The 17,239-nt window shown below is 69.9% G+C and carries 22 protein-coding genes; 11 read left to right on the top strand and 11 right to left on the bottom strand.

Annotated features, from left to right (window positions below; all coding sequences use genetic code 11):
* Positions 1-121 precede the first annotated feature (121 nt).
* Complete coding sequence (locus L2X99_RS00350) at positions 122-2,725, bottom strand: ATP-dependent Clp protease ATP-binding subunit (RefSeq protein ID WP_236135493.1); 2,604 nt, start codon at positions 2,723-2,725, stop codon at positions 122-124.
* Positions 2,726-2,824: 99 nt separating this feature from the next.
* Here L2X99_RS00350 and L2X99_RS00345 point away from each other — a divergent pair, with 99 nt between their 5' ends.
* Positions 2,825-3,571 carry a glutamine amidotransferase-related protein gene (locus L2X99_RS00345; protein ID WP_236125539.1) on the top strand — a complete coding sequence of 249 codons (747 nt, stop codon included), beginning with the start codon at positions 2,825-2,827 and terminating at the stop codon, positions 3,569-3,571.
* 135 nt (positions 3,572-3,706) lie between these two features.
* On the opposite strand, the gene L2X99_RS00340 is transcribed toward L2X99_RS00345, so the two are convergent.
* Together L2X99_RS00340 and L2X99_RS00335 are read right to left on the bottom strand one after the other, a co-directional pair.
* Entirely contained in the window at positions 3,707-4,171 is a 465-nt protein-coding gene (locus tag L2X99_RS00340; protein WP_236125540.1) for a glutaminase, read from the bottom strand.
* A complete protein-coding gene (locus tag L2X99_RS00335) occupies positions 4,168-5,367 on the bottom strand; it encodes a cation:proton antiporter (protein WP_236135492.1) in 1,200 nt (399 codons plus the stop codon). The genes L2X99_RS00340 and L2X99_RS00335 overlap by 4 nt, the downstream gene beginning before the upstream one ends.
* 68 nt (positions 5,368-5,435) lie before the next feature.
* On the opposite strand from L2X99_RS00335, the gene purU reads away from it, so the two are divergent.
* On the top strand, positions 5,436-6,287 hold the full coding sequence (gene purU / locus L2X99_RS00330; RefSeq protein ID WP_236125542.1) for a formyltetrahydrofolate deformylase: 852 nt from the start codon (positions 5,436-5,438) through the stop codon (positions 6,285-6,287).
* 107 nt (positions 6,288-6,394) lie between these two features.
* Here purU and L2X99_RS00325 read toward each other — a convergent pair whose 3' ends face one another.
* Positions 6,395-7,438 (bottom strand): NAD(P)H-dependent flavin oxidoreductase, encoded by a 1,044-nt coding sequence (locus tag L2X99_RS00325; protein ID WP_236135491.1) that lies wholly within the window; start codon positions 7,436-7,438, stop codon positions 6,395-6,397.
* 77 nt (positions 7,439-7,515) lie between these two features.
* On the opposite strand from L2X99_RS00325, the gene L2X99_RS00320 reads away from it, so the two are divergent.
* Positions 7,516-8,262 carry an SDR family oxidoreductase gene (locus tag L2X99_RS00320; protein WP_236125543.1) on the top strand — a complete coding sequence of 249 codons (747 nt, stop codon included), beginning with the start codon at positions 7,516-7,518 and terminating at the stop codon, positions 8,260-8,262.
* A gap of 76 nt (positions 8,263-8,338) precedes the next feature.
* On the opposite strand, the gene L2X99_RS00315 is transcribed toward L2X99_RS00320, so the two are convergent.
* Positions 8,339-9,304: a DNA topoisomerase IB gene (locus L2X99_RS00315; RefSeq protein WP_236135490.1), complete on the bottom strand. Its 966-nt coding sequence runs from the start codon at positions 9,302-9,304 to the stop codon at positions 8,339-8,341.
* A 136-nt stretch (positions 9,305-9,440) separates the two neighbouring features.
* Between L2X99_RS00315 and L2X99_RS00310 the strand changes: the two genes are divergently transcribed.
* From L2X99_RS00310 to L2X99_RS00300, 3 genes are all read left to right on the top strand, one after another.
* Complete coding sequence (locus L2X99_RS00310) at positions 9,441-10,412, top strand: helix-turn-helix transcriptional regulator (RefSeq protein WP_236135489.1); 972 nt, start codon at positions 9,441-9,443, stop codon at positions 10,410-10,412.
* A gap of 136 nt (positions 10,413-10,548) precedes the next feature.
* Entirely contained in the window at positions 10,549-10,881 is a 333-nt protein-coding gene (locus tag L2X99_RS00305; protein ID WP_236125547.1) for a DUF7882 family protein, read from the top strand.
* A 91-nt stretch (positions 10,882-10,972) separates the two neighbouring features.
* Entirely contained in the window at positions 10,973-11,245 is a 273-nt protein-coding gene (locus tag L2X99_RS00300; RefSeq protein ID WP_236125548.1) for a DUF7218 family protein, read from the top strand.
* 12 nt (positions 11,246-11,257) lie between these two features.
* Here the strand turns inward: L2X99_RS00300 and L2X99_RS00295 are convergent, their stop codons facing one another.
* Positions 11,258-11,575, bottom strand: coding sequence for a hypothetical protein (locus L2X99_RS00295; protein WP_236125549.1), 318 nt, complete (start codon positions 11,573-11,575; stop codon positions 11,258-11,260).
* Between the two features lie 198 nt (positions 11,576-11,773).
* A complete protein-coding gene (locus L2X99_RS00290; protein ID WP_236125550.1) occupies positions 11,774-12,661 on the bottom strand; it encodes an SDR family oxidoreductase in 888 nt (295 codons plus the stop codon).
* 179 nt (positions 12,662-12,840) lie between these two features.
* On the opposite strand from L2X99_RS00290, the gene L2X99_RS00285 reads away from it, so the two are divergent.
* Positions 12,841-13,053 carry a hypothetical protein gene (locus tag L2X99_RS00285; RefSeq protein WP_236125551.1) on the top strand — a complete coding sequence of 71 codons (213 nt, stop codon included), beginning with the start codon at positions 12,841-12,843 and terminating at the stop codon, positions 13,051-13,053.
* A gap of 10 nt (positions 13,054-13,063) precedes the next feature.
* On the opposite strand, the gene L2X99_RS00280 is transcribed toward L2X99_RS00285, so the two are convergent.
* A complete protein-coding gene (locus L2X99_RS00280) occupies positions 13,064-13,408 on the bottom strand; it encodes a DUF7882 family protein (protein WP_236125552.1) in 345 nt (114 codons plus the stop codon).
* Positions 13,409-13,606: 198 nt separating this feature from the next.
* Between L2X99_RS00280 and L2X99_RS00275 the strand changes: the two genes are divergently transcribed.
* Positions 13,607-13,771 (top strand): hypothetical protein, encoded by a 165-nt coding sequence (locus tag L2X99_RS00275; protein WP_236125553.1) that lies wholly within the window; start codon positions 13,607-13,609, stop codon positions 13,769-13,771.
* A 113-nt stretch (positions 13,772-13,884) separates the two neighbouring features.
* Here the strand turns inward: L2X99_RS00275 and L2X99_RS00270 are convergent, their stop codons facing one another.
* A complete protein-coding gene (locus tag L2X99_RS00270; protein WP_236126785.1) occupies positions 13,885-14,562 on the bottom strand; it encodes a DUF6766 family protein in 678 nt (225 codons plus the stop codon).
* Positions 14,563-14,813: 251 nt separating this feature from the next.
* Here L2X99_RS00270 and L2X99_RS00265 point away from each other — a divergent pair, with 251 nt between their 5' ends.
* From L2X99_RS00265 to L2X99_RS00260, 3 genes are read left to right on the top strand one after another with little or no spacing between them, the layout of a single operon-like run.
* On the top strand, positions 14,814-15,107 hold the full coding sequence (locus L2X99_RS00265) for a CBS domain-containing protein (RefSeq protein ID WP_329608081.1): 294 nt from the start codon (positions 14,814-14,816) through the stop codon (positions 15,105-15,107).
* Positions 15,086-15,241 carry a CBS domain-containing protein gene (locus L2X99_RS18065; RefSeq protein ID WP_329608079.1) on the top strand — a complete coding sequence of 52 codons (156 nt, stop codon included), beginning with the start codon at positions 15,086-15,088 and terminating at the stop codon, positions 15,239-15,241. The genes L2X99_RS00265 and L2X99_RS18065 overlap by 22 nt, the downstream gene beginning before the upstream one ends.
* The gene (locus L2X99_RS00260) at positions 15,238-15,768 is read left to right on the top strand and encodes an FHA domain-containing protein (RefSeq protein WP_236125554.1); all 531 of its coding nucleotides are present in this window, start codon (positions 15,238-15,240) and stop codon (positions 15,766-15,768) included. The genes L2X99_RS18065 and L2X99_RS00260 overlap by 4 nt, the downstream gene beginning before the upstream one ends.
* Here the strand turns inward: L2X99_RS00260 and L2X99_RS00255 are convergent, their stop codons facing one another.
* Both L2X99_RS00255 and L2X99_RS00250 read right to left on the bottom strand, forming a co-directional pair.
* Positions 15,769-15,972, bottom strand: a complete 204-nt coding sequence (locus tag L2X99_RS00255; protein WP_236125555.1) for a hypothetical protein — start codon at positions 15,970-15,972, stop codon at positions 15,769-15,771. It lies immediately after the preceding gene.
* 65 nt (positions 15,973-16,037) lie between these two features.
* On the bottom strand, positions 16,038-17,123 hold the full coding sequence (locus L2X99_RS00250; protein WP_236125556.1) for an alcohol dehydrogenase catalytic domain-containing protein: 1,086 nt from the start codon (positions 17,121-17,123) through the stop codon (positions 16,038-16,040).
* Positions 17,124-17,239 lie beyond the last annotated feature (116 nt).

Raw genomic sequence — 17,239 nt, 5'->3', positions numbered from 1 at the left:
CGCAGAGACGAAACGCAGAGACGAAACGCAGAGACGAAACGCTCTCAGCTGACCTGAGAGCGTTTCGTCACTTCGACTCGCTCCGCTCGCTCAGTGCGGCGCTCGCTCGTACCTCGCTCGCTCAACGACCGGTGAGTGCCGGCGCCTTGGCCGTCACCTCGAGCGCATCGCCCGCAGCATCCACCACGACGTGCCCGCCGTCGGCCAGCTCGCCCGAGACGAACAGGTCGGCGATGCGGTCGTCGACCTCCCGCTGGATCAGCCGGCGCAGCGGCCGGCCGCCGTACTCCGGCTCGTAGCCGTGCTCGCCGAGCCAGGCGACCGCGGCATCGGTCACGTCCAGCGTGACCGAGCGCAGCGACAGCCGGTCGGAGGTCGCGCCGAGCACCAGCCGCACGATCTGAGAGATCTCCGCGAGCGACAGCTTCTGGAAGATCACGATCTCGTCGATGCGGTTCAGGAACTCCGGACGCATCGCCTCGCGCAGCCTGCCCATCACACGCGCCTTCAGATCCTCCTGCGAGGAGAACCCGGACTCATCGCGCGACGCCACGAACCCGAGCGCACCCGACCGCGAGGCCAGGAACTCCGAGCCGATGTTCGAGGTCATCACGACCACCGTGTTGCGGAAGTCGACCGTGCGGCCCTGACCGTCGGTCAGCCGGCCGTCGTCGAGCACCTGCAGCAGCAGGTTGAACACGTCGGGGTGCGCCTTCTCGATCTCGTCGAACAGCACGATCGAGTACGGGTTGCGCCGCACGCGCTCGGTGAGCTGGCCGGCCTCGTCGTAGCCGACGTATCCCGGAGGGGCGCCGACCAGGCGCGACACCGTGTGCCGCTCGCCGAACTCGCTCATGTCGAACCGGATCACCGCGTCCTCATCATCGAACAGCCGCGATGCGAGAGCCTTCGCCAGTTCGGTCTTGCCGACGCCGGTCGGGCCGAGGAACAGGAACGAACCGACCGGACGACGCGCGTCGCCCATGCCGGTGCGGTTGCGGCGCACGGCGCGAGCGACGGCCTTCACGGCATCGTCCTGACCGATGACGCGGTCGTGCAGGTCGGCCTCCAGATCGTGCAGGCGCTCGCGCTCGCCCTCGGTCAGGCGGCTGACCGGGATGCCGGTGGCCCGCGAGATCACCGCGGCGATCTCGGGCTCGTCCACGACGGCCTCGCCACCCATCACCCGGTTCGGGGCGGATTCTCCGGTTCGGGGCGTGGACTCCGCGCCCCGAACGTGGGAATCTGCCCCAAACCCGTTGGCGGCGTCGATCCGGCACTGCACCTCGGCGATCTCATCACGGATGCGGGAAGCCTCCTCGTAGTGCTCACCGGTGACAGCGGCGTTCTTCTGCGCCTCCAGATCGGCCAGCTGCGCCATCAGATCGCTGACGTCGACGGGCACGCCGAGCCGCAGACGCAGCCGGGCGCCGGCCTGATCGATCAGGTCGATCGCCTTGTCGGGCAGCACACGGTCTGTGAGGTACCGGTCGCTGAGCTGCACGGCGGCGCGGATCGCGGCATCCGTGTAGGTCACCCGGTGGTGCTCCTCGTAGGCCTGTTTCAGGCCCTCGAGAATGCGCACGGCGTCGGCGACGGAGGGCTCGCCGACCTTCACCGGCTGGAACCGGCGCTCCAGCGCCGGGTCCTTCTCGATGCGGCGGTACTCGTCCAGCGTCGTCGCACCGATCATGTGCAGGTCGCCGCGCGCCAGGCGCGGCTTGAGGATGTTGCCGGCGTCCATGCCGCCGCTCTCGCCGGATCCACCGGCGCCGACCACGGTGTGCACCTCGTCGATGAACACGATGACCTCGCCCCTGTGGGCGGCGATCTCGTCCATCGTCTTGGTGAGGCGCTCCTCGAAGTCGCCGCGGTACCGGGTTCCGGCGAGCATGCCGGGCAGATCGAGGGCCACCACGCGGCGGTCCTTCAGCTGCTCCGGGACCTCCCCGGAGACGATCGCGCGGGCCAGGCCCTCCACGATCGCGGTCTTGCCGACGCCGGCCTCGCCGATCAGCACGGGGTTGTTCTTCGTGCGGCGGCTGAGGATCTCGATGGTCTGCTCTATCTCGTCGGCTCGCCCGATCACCGGGTCGAGCGCGCCCTCCCGGGCGCGGGCGGTGAGGTCGAGGCCGTACTGGTCGAGCATCGGCGTCTCGGATGCCGCGCTCTCGGATGCCTGTCCGGCGGGAGCACCGGCCGTGGCGGGCACACCCTCGCGCAGCTCCTGGGTGAGCGCCTCGGCGGTCACGCCGACGCGCGCCAGAACCTGACCGGCAGGCACATCCTGGCCGAGCACAAGCGCGAAGAAGAGGTGTTCGGGGTCGATGTAGGTCGAACCCGATGAGCGGGCCACCTGGTACGCGTGGAAGAGGGCGCGCGAGGCGCTCGGCGTGAGCGTCGCGGCGTCCTCGTCGCCGGTGTCTCGCGGTTCGGGCAGTCGCGCGTCGACGGCCGCGACGATGGCCGCGGGATCGACGCCGATGTGCTGCACCGCGCGCACGACCGTCTCGTCCTGCACGATCACACGCAGGATGTGCAGGGCGTCGAGTTCGGTCTGTCCGCGCTCGATCGCGAAGCGGCCCGCGCGCTGCAGGATCTGCTGTGTGCGCGCGGTGAGAAAGCGACCGAGGTCGATCGATCGCGCCTGCCGGGCCTGCTCCCCGGCGAGGTAGCGGGCGAGGAAGTCGTCGAACGATCCTGCGCCGTTGATGTCGCTGGGCATCATGTCCTCCTGAAGATTCTGAAGAAGTTGAGTGTACTCCTGTCAAGTTCAACGTCTGACAGATGCCGGTATTCCCGCGAGCCTGGCTAAAATCGCTTCGTGACCTCATTCCTCTACGTCTGCGCGCGTCCGGAGCAGGGCGCGGCGGCGGCCGAGCACCTGTCGTTCCGTCGCGGGCTCGGCGTGGAGCGCCTCGACCGGCACGACCTGATCGGGCATCCGCTCGATGAGATCGACTGGCGACGGTACGACGGCATCGTCATCGGCGGCTCGCCCTACAACGTCGGCGACGAGAACAAGTCCCCCGAGCAGCTGCGCGTCGAAGCCGACCTCGAGCAGCTCGCCCACGCCGCGATCGAGGGCGGCCCCGCGACGATGTTCACCTGCTACGGCATCGGCGTCGTCACCAGGATGCTGGGCGGCACGGTCGGCACCGCGACGCCCGAGTTCACCCGTGAGACCAGCATCCGCATCACGCCGGCAGGCGTGCACGATCCGGTGTTCGGACCGAGCGCCCCGCAGATGGAGGTGCTCACCGCCCACAAGGAGGGCTCCACCGAGCCGCCGCCCGGTTCGGTGCTGCTCGCGACCAACGACGACTGCCCGGTGCAGGCGTACCGCGTCGGCGACCGGCTGTACGCCACGCAGTTCCATCCCGAGCCGACGCCGCAGGACTTCGCGCACAGGATGGACTTCTACCGCACCACGGGCTACTTCGACCCTGCCGAGTTCGACCGGGTCGAGGCCGAGATCCTCGCCACCTCTCCCACCGGCACCGACCTGCTGCGCCGCTTCGCGGAGCTTGTCACGCCCCTGGTCGTTGAGCGAAGGAGCGCCAGCGACTGAGACGAAACGCTCTCAGGTCTCGAGACAGCTCACGACGTTTCGTCTCGCTCCTTCGTCGCTCGCTCAACGACCCGTGGAGATGACCCGTTCCTCCCTCGCTCAACGACCCGTGGAGATGACCCGTTCCTCCCTCGCTCAACGACCGGAGACCGGGTACCGCAAGCCGATCTGCTCGTCGAGGTACGCCTCCAGCGGCATGACCCCGGCCGCGCTCCAGCGCACCGAAGGCACGTCGCCCACCATCACGAGCGGGCCGGATGCCCCGCCGGCATCCACCACGCCGACATCCAACTCCGTCCACCCGACGTGCACGACCTCCCCCTCGCCGAACCCGCCGCGGCGCGCCTGTGCCCGGCGGTCCGCGCGAACTCGCGCGGACTCCGCCGTGTACCCGCGGCGGACCTCTTCGGCCGCGCGCAGCACCTCACCGGTCGCGAGCACGCCGTCGCGGGTCAGCAGCAGCACGCCGAGGTGCCAGGCCTCGCCCGCTCGCACGATGCGCGCGCCGCGCCACCGCGACGCCTTGTCGATGCCGAGCGCCTGCGTCGGCGCATCCCGCAACCGGTCCCGTGCCGCGGCCAGCAGGGCGGCGGTCGTCACAACTCGGCCCCCAGCGGCGCTCCCTGCACGGCGGAGCGGTCGCCCCGCAGAGTCATGCCGATCAGCGGGTAGAGCAGCACCGAAAGCATGCCGGCACCGACCAGCGCAGCGGCGATGTCGGAGCCGAGCATGCCCTGATCGACGCCGATGCCGGTGACCGCGACGATGATCGGCAGGCCGGTCGCGGCGAGCAGGCCCAGCGCGGTGCGATCGCGGCCGCTCATCCCCGATGTCGCCGAGAACTGCGCGGACACCCAGCGGATCACCAGCAGGGCGATGAGCAGGATCGGCACGAGCGCCAGCGCGAGCGGCGATGCCACCAGCGCCGCAAGGTCGAAGGTCACGCCGGTGTAGATGAAGAAGATCGGCACCAGGAAGCCGAAGGCGATGCCCTCCAGCTTGCTCTCCACCTCTTCGGCATCCTTCTTCGAGGCGCTCGACATCACGATGCGCCACACGGCACCGGCGACGAAGGCGCCGAGCAGCATGTCGAGGTCGAGCCAGAGGCTCAGCGCCACGAGCGCGGCGACCAGCAGCAGCACGAAGCGGATGCCGAACTGCGCCGAGGTGTGCAGCGTCGCGTTGACGAAGGCGTGCAGCTTGCCGTGCGGAATGCGACGGGCCGCGTAGACCGAGAGCAGCGCGACCGCCACGAAGACCAGCAGGATGGTGGTGGCGAGCGGAGCCGACCGCACGCTGAGGAAGATCGAGATGGCGATCAGCGGCAGGAACTCGCCGACAGTGCCGATCGCGGTGACGGCCTTGCCGAACGGCGTGCTCAGCTCCCGGGCATCCCGCAGGATCGGCATCAGCGTGCCGAGCGCGGTCGAGCTGAGCGCGATGGCCACGACGATCATGCCGTCGCCCGGCGCGATGAGGAACCCGACGCCGACGCCGAGCACGATGCTGAGCAGCCAGCCCAGCGATGCGCGTCCGAGAGACTTGCGGCCGATGCCGGCGAAGTCGATCTCGGTGCCGGCCAGGAAGAACAGCATGGCGAGTCCGAACTCGCTGAGGCCGTGCAGGATCTCGGTCGGTTGCACCCAGCCGAGCAGCGCCGGCCCCACGAGGATGCCGAGGACCAGCTCGAACACCACGACCGGAATGCGGAGCACGGGCCCGATCAGGCGAGCGAGGATCGGCGCGACGACGGCCAGCAGCGGGATCAGGACCAGCCCGAGGATGCTCTCTTCCACCCGCTCAGCGTAGTGGCCGCGGGCGTCATGATTCGCGGGTCGAGACACGGGAGCGGCAGAATCTATGCATGGCCCAGCCCGACACCGCCCGCCTTCTCATCGCCTGCGACGATCAGCCCGGCATCGTCGCCGCCGTGGCCGGCGCCCTCGCCGAGCACGGCGCGAACATCATCTCGCTCGACCAGCACTCGACGGATGCCGCGGGCGGGCGCTTCTTCCAGCGCACAGTGATCCATCTCGAGGGCCTGGCAGCGAAGCGTCCGGCGCTCGAGGCGTCCGTCTCCGCCGTCGCGGAGCGCTTCGACATGGACTGGTCGCTGCACGACGCGTCACGGCGGAAGCGCGTGGCGATCTTCGTCTCGAAGTACGACCACTGCCTGCTCGAGCTGCTCTGGCGCACGCAGCGCGGCGAGCTCGACATCGACGTGACCATGGTGGTCTCGAACCACGCCGACCTCGCCGATTCGGTGCGCGCGTTCGGGGTGCCGTTCGTGCACATCCCTGCCGATGACAAGGCCGCGATGGAGCAGCGCCAGCTCGATCTGCTGCGCGGCAACGTCGACCTGGTCGTCCTCGCCCGCTACATGCAGATCCTCACCGACTCGTTCATCACCGAGCTCGGGGCGCCGGTGATCAACATCCACCACTCGTTCCTGCCCGCTTTCATCGGCGCCAACCCGTACGCGCGGGCGAAGGAGCGCGGTGTGAAGCTCATCGGCGCCACCGCGCACTACGCCACGGCCGACCTCGACGAGGGGCCGATCATCGAACAGGACGTCACCCGGGTGACGCACGCCGAGTCGGCCGCCGAGCTGCAGCGCCGCGGCGCCGACGTCGAGCGCTTCGTGCTCGCGCGCGCCGTGAAGTGGCACGCCGAGGACCGCGTGATCGTGCACGGCCGGTCGACCGTCATCCTCTGAGCCGAGATCCGCGCGAGGTCCCGGCTCCTGCGCGAGATCGGCACGACGTCCCGACTTCCGAGCGAGACCGACGTGCTGAACGTGGATCTCGCGCCGAAGTCGGGAGGTCACGCCGCGGGCACGCCGGCCAGCAGCTCGGCAAAGACATCGGATGCTGCGGTGCCGCGCGCGAGCGGCGCGGACTGACCGAGCCAGAGCGACTGCAGCTCGCCCAGGCCCCGCTCTCCGGCGACGGCACGGAAGCGCCCGGTGAGCCAGTTCTGCGCGGGGAAGGGCGCGATCGCCCCGGCTGTCTCGATGTCGCGCACCGCCCGGTTGGCCGCCCCACGGGAGAGGCGTCCGCTCATCGCCCGGGTGAGCACGCTCTCATCGGCTGCGGTCGCACGGATCGCGGCCCGGTGGGCGTCGTTCGCCGCGGACTCGGCGGTCACCAGGAACGCCGTGCCCACCTGCACGCCTGCGGCGCCGAGAGCGAAGGACGCCGCGACGCCCCGCCGATCGGCGACACCGCCGGCCGCGATCACCGGCACCGACACGGCATCCGCCACCTGCGGCAGCAGCGAGAACAGTCCGACGAGCGACTCCTCGGCGGGCTTGAGGAACGACACGCGATGTCCGGCCGCCTCGGCGCCGGTGGCGACGATCGCATCCACCCCGCCCGCCTCGAGCGCGACGGCCTCCGCGACGGTGGTGGCCGTGCCGATCACGCGGATGCCACGGCGATGCGCCTCCTCGACGAGGTCGCCGGAGGGCACGCCGAACACGACGCTGAGCGCCGTCGGCGCGGCCTCCCAGATCGCATCGAGCTGCTCCTCGAGCGGCGGCAGATACCGATCGGGTCGCGCCGGGGTGTCCATGCCGACTTCGGCATAGAAGTCGGCGAGCGCCTGCGCATAGCCGTCGTGCTCGGGACCGGGGGCGACCTCGTCGCCGGTGGGCAGCCAGATGTTCAGCGCGAACGGCGCGGCGGTCGCTTCGCGCAGCGCGGCCGCCGTGCGGGCGATCCGCTCACCGTCGTAGCCGTACAGGCCGTACGAGCCCAGCCCGCCCGCCTCGCTCACGGCGGCCGTGAGCGCCACCGATGACAACCCGCCGAACGGAGCCAGGACGATCGGATGCCGGATGCCGAGCAGCGCGCGCAGGTCAGTCATGCTCCGAGGCTACGCCCGCCGTGCTCGGGCGGATCGTGCGCGGCGTAACATCCGTAGCAGGAGACAGGAGGCTGCGCGTGGCGGAGGTCGTGGTGATCGGCGGGACGGGTCAGATCGGCGCCAAGGTCGTCGCACGGCTGCAGGGTCTCGGCCACGGCGTGCGCGCGGCATCGCCGCGCACCGGCGTGGACACGCTGAGCGGAGACGGGCTGCGGGAGGCTCTCGACGGCGCCCGCGTCGTGATCGACGTCTCCAAGCCGCACAGTTACGACCCACGGTCGGTGCCGGAGTTCTTCCGCACCGCGACGACGAACGTGCTGCGGGCCGAGGAGCGCGCCGGCGTCGAGCATCATGTCGCACTCGGCATCGTCGGTTCCGAACGTCCGCACGACATCCCGTTCTACCGGGCGAAGGACGCCGGCGAGCAGCTCGTCCGCGACTCCGGGGTTCCGTACACACTCGTGCACGCCACTCAGTTCTTCGAGTTCGCACTCGGGATCGCGGCGAGCGCTGAGACGGAAGGCGTCATCACTCTGCCGGACGCGTTCGTCCAGCCGGCAGCAGGAGCCGATGTCGCCGATGCGGTGACCGGCGTCGCCCTCGGAGAGCCGCTGCGCGCCGTGACCGAGATCGCGGGTCCCGTGCGGATGCCTCTGGCGGGCTTCGTCTCCCGGGTGCTGCGAGCACGTGGTGATGCGCGGACGGTCCGCTCCGCCGCATCCGGACGCTACTTCGGAGGTCATCTCGACCAGGGCACCCTGCTTCCCGGGGAGAACGCGCGACTGCTGCCCACGCACCTCGAAGCGTGGCTGGCGCAGAACTGATCCGGCATCCGGCCTCTGGTCATCCCCAGCGGCGCCAGCCTGAGCGGCCGGAGTACGGCGCGACACCGCACTGAGCTCACCCGAGCAGATCGACGAGCTGAGACTCGACGGTACGACCCGAGCCCACCTCGACCACGACGCCGCGGTCGTATGCGTCGAACAGCCGTGGGTCGATGTAGCTGCCGCGGGCGACGGCGGGCGTGTTGCCCAGCACGTCGGCGGTCTCGCGCACCGCCTGCGCCAGCACGCGCTTGCGTGCCGAGACCGTGCTCCGCACACCCGCGCGGGCGAGGCTCGTCGCCGCGAACACGGTGCCGTGCAGCGTGCGGAAGTCCTTGGCCGTGAAGTCGCCTCCCGTGCGTTCGCGCACGTCGTCGTTGATCTCGGCCGGATGCAGCGGATGCCGGCCACCCTCGTCCTCCCACGCGAGCAGGCGCATTCGAGTGCCGCGACTCTGCTGCATCCGCAGCACGAAGGCCGCGAGGTCGGAATCGTCGACCTCCGACTCCCACGGCTGCCCGCTCTTGCCGGGGAACCGCAGCGACACGACATCACCCGACACCGAGGCGTGCCCGCACCGCAGAGTCGTCAGCCCTATGCTGCCGTGCGTGCGCGCATACTGCTCGGAGCCGACACGCAGCAGGGCCGCATCGAGCATGCGGAAGGCGGCGGCGAGCACAGTGCGCCGTGCGGCCCCGCCCGCACGCAGATCCCTGGTCACCTGCCGCCGTGCCGCCGGCAGGGTCTGCGCGAGCAGCAGCATGCGATCGAACTTCTCCGCGTCGGCTCTCGCCCGCCATTGTGGGTGGTACAGGTACTGCCGCCGTCCCGCGTCATCGACGCCGGTCGCCTGAAGGTGGCCGTTCGCCCGCACGCAGATCCAGACCTCGCTCCACGCGGGCGGGATCGCGAGTCCCCGGATGCGGGCGATCTCGTCCTGCTCCGTGATCCGGATGCCCTGCGGATCGCGGTACTCGAAACCGCGTCCCCGGCGGATCCTGCGCAGACCCGGCTCCTCCGGGCTCACCCTTCTCAGCCGCATCCCGCCCCCTCCTCACCGACCGTATGCGCCAACGAGTAACAGCCGATCAGCGCGCTCGTCAAGACGCTGGACACGGGAGGTGACCGTGGGAATCGGTCGAACGGCCCTCCGTCCCCGGGGATCGGTTAGGTTCCTGATGACACCCGATCTGCTCGCCCTCTGGAGGACCATGACCTCGTTGCTGCGCTTCGAGACCCGCGATGCCGGCAGAGTGGAGGAGACCTGGAAGCAGTTCGTCCCATCCGCCGCGCTGCATCGTGTGGATCCGGACCGTTTCCGGTTCGCGTGGTTCTCGGCCGACTCCCCGGGATTCAGCCTGGTCAGCTACGAGCTGGCGGCGCAGGTGCAGTCGGTCGTCGCGCCCGAGGATCAGCTCCTGGCCTGCCGGGTCGACAGTCCGGGGGCGCAGGTCGGCGCGGGGCGCGAAGACCTCGGGGCCGGCCTTCCCTGGCTCACCGACGGCGCACAGGTGCGTGCACGGTGGGAGGACACCGCACGCGTGAGCGCGCTCGTGTTCGACAGAGTCCGCGCCGAACTCCTCGCTCGCGCGATGTGCGGGGACGACGGACTGTCGCTGCGCGTGACGGGGACCGCTGCCGACCGCCCTGGCGCGAGCGCGCACTGGGCACGCACCTTCGACTATCTCAGCGGAGAGCTCGAGGCGGTCACTCACGAGGACGAGCTCATCCTCGCGGGCATTCGGCGTCAGGCCCTGTGGCTGGTGCTGACCGCCTTCCCCACCACCTTCCGCGCGGCTCTGGAGCGTCCTGCTCAGACTCGTTCGGCACCGGCCGCGGTCCGCCGGGCTCTCGACTACATCGATGAGAACGCGCACCGGCCGATCACCGTGGATGACATCGCCGCCGCGGTGCACATGTCCACCCGCGGACTCCAGTACGCGTTCCGCCGCGCGCTGGACGCCACACCGGCGGAGTGCCTGCGGAACGCCCGTCTGGAGGGCGCGCACCGGGAACTGCTCGACGGCGCCGCCGATCCGATCGCCGTGATCGCCCGCCGCTGGGGTTTCGCCCATCCCTCCCGCTTCGCGGCCGCCTATCGCACCGCGTACGGCGTTCTCCCCGCGGTCACCGCCGGGCGGCGACGATGACATCCCGCGCAGAGCAGGTGCGCCCGGGGGATGTTACGGTCGCCGCGACGGGTTTCCCCTCCCGCCCGGGATAGAGTCCTGACAACGCCTGTTCCGCATGTTGCCAGGCCTCGATCGATCCAGGAGGAAGCCTGACATGGGAACTCTCTACTACGGCGGTGCGCGAGAACCGATCGCCATCGAGGACCGCGCTCTCGCTCACCTCAAGGTCGTCATCGCGACCAAGCTGCGGCGGAATGAGAGCTTCACACTGTCCTGGCGGCACGGCGACGGAGACGCACCAGGGCGCAGCACGATCTGGGTGCACGCGTCGATCCCGATGCGCTTCGTGTTCGATGAGCCCGAGGCTCCGCCCCTGAGCCGGGAGTGGATCGAGAGCCTCGCGCACTCCGCGAACTCCAGCGGAGGCATCTCCCTGGTCGACGAGCACATCGCCCCGGCGGAACCGGCCTCCAACCGAGCCGGCTAGAGCCGGAACCTCATCCCGTCAAGGCCCTCTCGTCGTGGCCGGCCCCTGCGTATCGTCTCTGCGACAGTCCCGAGACGAGAAGGAGCACATCATGCCTCGCAACGAGCGATCCCGCCTGAAGGATCCGGAACTCTATGAGGAGCTGCGCGACGACGGCGCGTCCAAGGAGAAGGCGGCCCGGATCTCGAACGCGACCAAGGGCACCAAGAAGGGGCGCTCGGAGGTCGGGCGTCGAGGCGGCGAGTCCGGGAGCTATGAGGACTGGACCGTCGACGAGTTGCGCAAGCGCGCCAAGGAACTGGGCCTGCACGGGTACTCCGGCAAGAAGAAGGCCGATCTGATCGATCAGCTGCGCAACCACTGACCGGGCGTGGCGTCACTCCCGCGGTGCCAGGTGCGGGATCGGTGTGGGGGCCTCGGACCTCCGCCTTCGCGGTGCGGCCGCGGTCCCCGCCACGCCGTCGAGGTCCGCCAGCACGTGGGCGATGTCGCGGTACCGGGTCCGGGCGGGGCACGGGTTGCGCAGCCACAGGACGTCGTACAGTCCGAGCCCATCGCGCTCGATGTAGGCGACGAGGCAGTCTGCGTCGTTCGCCCGGCAGGCACCGTCACGGATGCGCCACCGCGTACCGTCGATCGCCTTGACGTCCCAGCGGGGATCGGCGGAATCGTCCTCGCTCATCATGATCTTCACCTGTACCGGCTCACGGGAGCATCAGCCGCGTGCGGAGGGCCGCTCCGCCGCGACATCCGCCCCGATGGTCCGTGCGTTCTCCATGTCGCTCTCCGCTCCTGTCGGATCGACCATAGGCACGGCGCCCCCGTTCCCGTATCGGGGTTGACGCGGCCACGATCCAGGCGCTATCCGGTTCGGAGCGCAGCAGGTCGCCGATCAGAGCGGCTTGCCGCCGGTCACCGGGAGCACGGCACCGGAGACGTAGGACGCCTCGTCGGAGGCGAGATAGACGTACGCGCCGGCGAGCTCCACCGGCTGCCCGGGACGCCCGATCGGGGTGTCCGTCCCGAAGTGCGCGAGCTTCTCGGCATCCCATCCCGTCGCGGGGATCAGCGGCGTCCACACCGGACCCGGCGCCACGGCGTTCACCCGGATGCCGCGCGGCCCGGCCTCTTCGGCGAGCGCCTTCACGAACGCGACCTGCGCCGCCTTGGTCATCGCGTAGTCGATCAGGCCCGGCGACGGCTGGAACGCCTGGATCGACGCCGTCACGATGATGCTCGCTCCGGGCTCGAGCTCGGGGAAGGCGGTCCGCGCCGGGATCACCGTGCCGAGCAGGTTGGTCTCGAACACCCGGCGCATGTCCTCGGTGCGCAGCTGCGGGAACTCGTCGATGTCGTGCTGATAGCCGGCATTCAGGACGAGGATGTCCAGGCCGCCCAGCTCGTCGAGCGCCCGCCGCACCGCGTCCTCTGCGAACGCCTCGTCGCGCAGGTCGCCCGGGATGCTGATGCCGCGGCGATCCTCTGCCGTGATGAGCCGCACCGTGTCATCCGCGTCCTTCTGCTCCTCCGGCAGGTGCACGATCGCGACGTCGGCGCCCTCGCGGGCGTACGCGATCGCGACGGCACGACCGATCCCGGAGTCTCCTCCGGTGATCAGGGCGCGCCGCCCCGCGAGCCTGCCGTGCCCGACGTAGCGATCCTCGCCGTGGTCGGGCGTCGGCTCGGTCCTGCCCGTCTTGCCCGGCTGGTCCTGCTGCTGAGGTGGGGCCGGCTCCTCACGGTGCGCATGACGCGGATCGGTCGCATTGCCGTCGCTCATCTCATCATCTCCTCACGCTTGTCGATTCGACATGACCGTCGCAGAGTCCGGGGACTGCTCCCAGGGGGTTGACGCCGACAGCACAGTCTCATAGGCGGCCGCCCGTCGCCTGTCAACGGGCGCGAGTGTGCGCCGGCACCGGCGGCACACTGGATGCTCACCGCACAGAAGGAGGAGCAATGAGTGGCATCGGAGATCAGGGGCTCACGCCGGACTTCGTGCAGCCGCAGGGCGCGGACGATGGGTCAGAGGATCGCTCTCCCGACGAGGGTCAGGAGGGTGAGGAGGAGGAGCGTGAACGCGAGCACCACCGGATCGACCCCTCCACGAGTCCTCCCGAAGAGGATCAGCCGGAGGACGAGCGCTCCCCGAGGAGCCGCCGGGAGCCTTAGCCTTCCCGGGTCACTCGGGCGGCCCGACGTTCACCTCTTCGGTGGCGGGGCCGCCGCCGTCCGGCGGCTCCGGCACGAGATAGAGCCCTCCCGGCGAGTTCGCGGTGAAGGCGAGACCTTCGACCCATCCGCGGTTGATCGAGGGCTGACGGCTGCCGTAGTACTTGAACACCAGGGAGCTGCCGGGTTGCATCCACACCGTGGTCCGGCCGCCGCCCACGCTGGCGTCCTCCCGCCAGCTGAACGGGAACGGCTCGCCCCGCCGCAGCTTCGCCGTGATCACGAGCTGAAGATGCAGCAGAGCCCGGTCCTCGATCTCGGTCTTGACGCCGCCCTCATAGATGAACTTTCCCATCGACACCGCCTTCGTCCGTGGGCGCTGCGGTGCAGCACCGGATCTGAGGACCACATTAGGCGCTGTGACCGTCCTTCTCCTACGCGCCGCTCATGCCAGCATCGACCTCTCCCCGTCAACCCCTTGTCCGCAGAAGGCCGGCATCGGTAGCGTTCCGGATGCCGGGGCGCTCCCGCCCCGCAGACGAAAGGGGTCGACGTGAACATCCTGTTCATCATCATCGTCATCGTCGCGATCATCCTCGCCATCACCGGCGGATTCGTGCAGTCGCTGAACTTCCTGCTCTGGGTCGGACTCGTACTGCTGGCGCTGGCCGTCATCGCCTGGCTCATCCGCGCGATCTCCGGCAGGAACGCGCCCTGAACCCAGCGATGACATCGTCATCCCGCACCGCAGAGGAGAGCGGCGTCATCCAGGTCGCGCTGGTCGATCCCGGCCGGCGCGACCTGGATTGATTCCCGCCTGGTGTCCGGTGATCATTCGGATTCCGCAGCCGTCACGGCGTGCGGCATCCCCACCGGCTTCGACTCCGCCGACCCGCGCTGACGCAGGTAGATCGAGAAGGCCACCATGGTGCCGACCGCGAGGAACTCGGACTGCCAGTTCTGCAGGGTGCGATCCCAGAAGTCCGCGGAGACGACGTACTCGCCCCAGGTCGGGGCCGCCATCCCGTGCATCGCGCTCTCCTCGCCCGCGACGATCGTGCCTGCGAGGGACTGGATCAGCCAGGACAGGACGAACACGGTGCCCATCACGATCAGCAGCGAGTTGCCGTAGATCGCCAGCCGCCAGCCCCCGGCCTTCGCCCACGCCGGGGCGTCATCCGGCGCGTGCGCACCGACCTTCTGGGCCTCGTCGCTCTCGCGGCCCTCATCACCCGGCTTCTTCGACTCCGGCGACCCGCGCTGCACCAGCCACACGGTGGCCCCGATGAACAGGAAGAACTGCAGGAACTCCGACTGCCAGTTCTCTGCGACGTCGACCACGAAGTCGGGTGACAGGACGAAAGCGAGGAAGTCCACGGCGGGTCTGCCGTGCTCCGCCAGCTCCTCGAGCTGCCGGAAGTAGCCGGCGACCGACTGACCGCCGATCGCCAGCAGGAACAGCAGCAGGAAGAAGAGTCCGAGCGCGTTGTCACGCAGCGTCCGTCGCATGGTCACCGGCCTCCGATCACGATCGCGAGCATGGTCGCCAGACCGCCCGCCGTCACGACCATCCATATCCAGAAGACCACCGCGGGCCCCGTCGCATCCCTGTCCGTCATGTTCCGCCTCCTCCGTTCGATCGTCGAGCAGTCCCGCGCCGGGGCGAAGGGGCTTGACGGTCACTGCCCGGCCTGTCAACCCCCGCGCGGTACCCGCCCGGCGTCCGTAGCGTCGATGCTCCACAGGAAGGAGCAGGGAAGATGACTCTGAGGCAGGAGATCCTGACGAAGGACATCATGACTCCCGGTGCACGCTGCATCGGCGAGAACGACACGCTCGCGACGGCAGCACGGCTGATGGCCGATCTGGAGGTCGGTTCGCTTCCCATCTGCGGCGAGGACGGGAAGCTGAAGGGCATGCTCACCGATCGCGACATCGTCGTCAAGGCGATCGCGAACGGGCATGACCCCGACAGGACCGCCGCGGAGTTCTGGCTCAGGGCCGGCCGTACATGGTCGACTCGGAGGACGACGTGCGCCGGGCGCTCGAGGTGATGGAGGAGCACCAGGTGCGCCGTGTGCCGGTGATCGAGGACCATGTTCTGGTCGGGATCATCGCGCAGGCCGACATCGCCCGTGCGATGGCGCCCCAGCAGACCGGCGAGACCGTCGAGCAGATCTCGCGATGACCGCAGACGAGGAGGAGAAGAACATGCGTGGTGACGAAGACGCGATGGCCCGCGACATGAGCCGGCGTCCGGCGGACGCCATGACGACCCACGCCGAGTGGGGTGCCGGCGATCCGCGCCTGCGGGTGACGAGGGAGGACACGAGGCTGGAGCATCCGCTCGCGCTGGACGTGACGCGCATCGGCTCGGCACCGGGCAACGAACTCGTCCTCGACGGTGCCGACTCCGTGCACGCCACCATCGTCCATGACGATCGAGACGAGTACGTGCTCACGCTGCACGGCGAGGGCGAGATGAACGCCCGATCCGAAGGCGACGACCGCAGCGAGATCCTGCGCACCGGTGCGCGGTTCACGGTCGCGGAATGGACGCTGGTCTTCATGCGCGAGGAGTACGCCGACCACGGCCGCCCGTATGGCGGGCGGGAGGGCGGCGAGCTCTCCGACCAGCCACCACAGCCCGAGCGCCCCGACTACACCGACCCCGACGACGAACCGGGACCGGAGTTGGAGGTCAAGAAGGCCTGATCAGTCGACTTCCTCGCGCTGGGTGCGGATGAAGTCGTGGTCGTGCGCTGTCAGGTGACAGTCCTCCGGGACGGGCCTGCCGGTGATGACGGCGATCTCATCGAGCACCTCGGCGGGGAGCGGGTCGTCGCCGATTCCATCGAGCAGGTCCTTCGTCGCGGCGTGCAGATGCGGCCACCAGGTGTGGATCTCAGGATCGGACATGATCTCCTCCTTCCTGATTCCAGTGTGCTCCTCTTCCTTCGACCGCGCACCGGCCTCCTGCCGGATCAGCGCATCGCGACGCCGATGCGCAGTGCGGCACCGGGAGCGGCGGCGGCGGCGATCGCCCGGTCGAGCTCGCTGAGCGGGTGCACCGCCCCGACCGCGGTCGCGAAGGGATAAGCCCGGCCTGCGCCGGTGAGGAAACCGACCGCGGCGGAGACGTCTGCACCGGTGTAGTTGTGCACTCCGGCCACTGTCACGAGGCGGCGGACGATGCCCTCCGCGTCGAACGGCACGGCAGGCGCTGGGAATACGCTCCCGACGAGCACGACCGTGCCGCCGACCTCCGCCTCGTCCAGTGCGACGGAAACCGCGCGGCCCGATGCCTCGATCACGACATCCGGCGCATCGTCGAACCCGGTGGCGCCGAACTCCTCGGCCACTGCCGTGCGCCGGGCATCCGGGTCTCGCACATCGACGACCGCGCCGTGCTCGGCGGCTATCGCGGCGGCGGTGAGCCCGACGAGGCCGGCACCGTGCACGCGCACCCTCGTCCCTTCGAGAGGACGGATCGCACGCGCTCTGGCGACCGCCGCCCAGGCCGTCGCCGTCGCGCAGGATGCCGGTGCGGCGATCGCCGCGGGCAGCTGTTCGGGCACCGGGACGATCGTCGTCCCCGGCCGCAGCTGCACGTGGCTCGCGAAGCCGCCGTTCAGTTCGCCGTGCACGCCGATGCGCTCGTGCCCGTATTTCATCACCGAGCGGCACTTCTGCGTGAGCCCGGCGGTGCAGCGATCGCACGATCCGCACGACGCGGTGACCGACCACACCACGCGATCGCCGATTCCGAGAGGCGCGCCCTCCGCGTCGAGCACACCGCCGTCGCCGACGGCGACGATCCGCCCCACGCTCTCGTGCCCGAGTACGAGCGGCACCGCAGCGGGCCGGCGGCCCTGCACCGTGTGCACGTCCGACCCGCACACCGTCGAGAGCTCCACCGCGACCAGCACCTCGTGCTCGCCGAGTGCCACACCGGGCACCGCGACGGCCTCGTGCGGCACTCCCTCGCCCAGGAAGGCCATCGCCACGGCCGGCGGTCGCAGCGCGACATCGCGACGGATGCCCGGAGGTCGCGTCAGCGTCACCCTCATGTCAGCGCCCTCCCCCGCTGCCGGCGGCGAGAGCACTGCTTGCCGTCGAACGCACCACGTATCGACGTCGACAGCCGGTGCACTCGTCGGCACGTGATGCACTCGCGGACAGCACG

Source organism: Microbacterium sp. KUDC0406, from assembly GCF_021582875.1.
Taxonomy (GTDB): Bacteria; Actinomycetota; Actinomycetes; order Actinomycetales; family Microbacteriaceae; genus Microbacterium.
This window is presented reverse-complemented; position numbering and strand designations above follow the sequence as displayed.